The 1,736-nt window shown below is 72.8% G+C and carries 2 protein-coding genes and 1 pseudogene; all 3 read left to right on the top strand.

Going from position 1 to position 1,736, the window contains the following annotated elements:
* Positions 1–183 (top strand): annotated as a pseudogene (locus tag F3J18_RS37185) (LysR family transcriptional regulator); the annotation flags it as partial.
* A 37-nt stretch (positions 184–220) separates the two neighbouring features.
* Complete coding sequence (locus F3J18_RS37180) at positions 221–1,138, top strand: DMT family transporter (protein ID WP_166917154.1); 918 nt, start codon at positions 221–223, stop codon at positions 1,136–1,138.
* Positions 1,139–1,339: 201 nt separating this feature from the next.
* Positions 1,340–1,736, top strand: a 397-nt coding sequence (locus F3J18_RS37175; RefSeq protein ID WP_345892552.1) for a histidine kinase dimerization/phospho-acceptor domain-containing protein, incomplete at its 3' end; no start/stop codon positions are given.

The raw sequence follows: 1,736 nt of genomic DNA, 5'->3' as shown, positions 1-1,736 counted from the left end.
GCGGGCCTGGCGGTCTGCCCGCTGGCGCGCCGGGTGGCGCCGCGCGGGCTGGTGGAGGTCGGCGCGCGCTTCGGCCTGCCGGCGCTGCCCATCTCGCAGGTGGTGCTCTACTCGCGCGTGCGCGAGCCGCGCTCGGCCGACACGCTGCGGCGTTTCACCGCCAGCCTGGCCGCTTCGGCATAAAATCTCCCCTTTTGCGCCTTTTCGAATCCCCTCGCCGATGACGCCCGCCGCCCGCCTCCATCTCCGCGCGAACCTGCTGATGCTGGCCGCCGCCGTCATCTGGGGCTCGGCCTTCGTCGCCCAGCGGCTCAGCCTGTCGGTGATCGGGCCCTTCCTCTACACCGGGCTGCGCTTCCTGCTCGGCGCGCTGGTGCTGGTGCCGCTGCTGCTGACGCGCCAGTCCACGCGCCGCGAGATCGCCGCGCTCGCGCAACGGCCGGCCGGGCTGCTGCCGGGCCTGTTGCTCGGCCTGCTGCTGGCCGCCTCGATCTCGCTGCAGCAGATCGGCCTGCAATACACCCGGATCGCCAATGCCGGCTTCATCAGCTCGCTCTACGTGGTGCTGGTGCCGCTGATCGGCGTGCTGCTGCGCCATCGCGCCGGCACCGGCACCTGGCTGGGCGCCACGCTGGCCGCGATCGGCCTGTACTTCCTCAGCGTCGACGAGCACTTCAGCGTGATGTACGGCGACGGTTTCCAGCTGGTCGGCGCGATCCTGATCTCGATCCACGTGATCGCGGTCGGTTATTTCGCGCGCCGCCACGATCCGCTGGTGCTGGCATTCCAGCAGTTCCTGGTCTGCGGGCTGCTGTGCGGCGCGATCGGCCTCGGCGTCGAGACGCTCGACGCCAACACCCTGGCGCGCGCGCTGCCGACCCTGCTCTACGGCGGCCTGCTGTCGGTCGGCGTCGCCTATACGCTGCAGGTGGTGGCGCAGCGCGACGCAGCGCCGGCCCACGCGGCCGTGATCTTCAGCATGGAAGGCGTGTTCGCCGCGCTGGCCGGCTGGGCCGCGCTGGGCGAGACGCTGAGCCTGCGCGCCCTGCTCGGCTGCGCGCTGATGCTGGCCGGGCTGCTGGTCTGCCAGTTGCTGCCGAACCGCGCCGCCGCGCGCGAGGACGGCGTGCCGGCCTGACGGCCGGCGCGGGGCCGCGATCGCGCCGAAACCGCGCGAAACCAGGAAAATCGACGGCATGCCGCGGGCGGGCGGCCCCGATCAATAGGCGCCGATCGATTCGCAACATCGCGCATCGGCGCGCATTCGCCCTCGAAGTCGGCGCGACGCGCCCCGGTCCGGTCCCTATAATGTGGATTCCGCCATCTCCGCACGACCCTCGTGACCCTCTCCCCCGCCGATCCCCGCACCGAGCTGCTGCGCGAGCGCGCTGCCCGTTACGCCGCCGAGGCCGCGTTGTTCTCGCGCGACCAGGCGCTGTCCGTCGCGTCGCACGATCTGCGCAGCCCGCTCAACGCCATGCATAGCTGGGCCTATGTGCTGGAGCGCCAGTTGCCGGCCGGCGACGCGTCCCTGCAACGCGCGCTGGGCGGCATCCGCACCGGCATCGAGCAGCAGACCCGGCTGATCGAGAGCGCACTCGACGCGCCGCGCGCCGATACGCGCGCGCTGGCGATCGCGCCGGCCCCGGTGGTGCTCGCCGAGTTGCTCGACGAGGTGGCCGCGCTGGCCCGCGCCGCGCTCGCCGACGCGCGCGGCACCCGCCTCGAGATCCGCC

This window comes from Burkholderia sp. Ax-1720 (assembly GCF_011753035.1).
Lineage (GTDB): Bacteria > Pseudomonadota > Gammaproteobacteria > Burkholderiales > Burkholderiaceae > Burkholderia > Burkholderia gladioli.
This window is presented reverse-complemented; position numbering and strand designations above follow the sequence as displayed.

What these genes read in the sequence shown, in the direction of transcription:
- F3J18_RS37180 (WP_166917154.1), top strand. Translation starts at nt 221, where the DNA reads ATGACGCCCGCCGCCCGCCTCCATCTCCGCGCGAACCTGCTGATGCTG.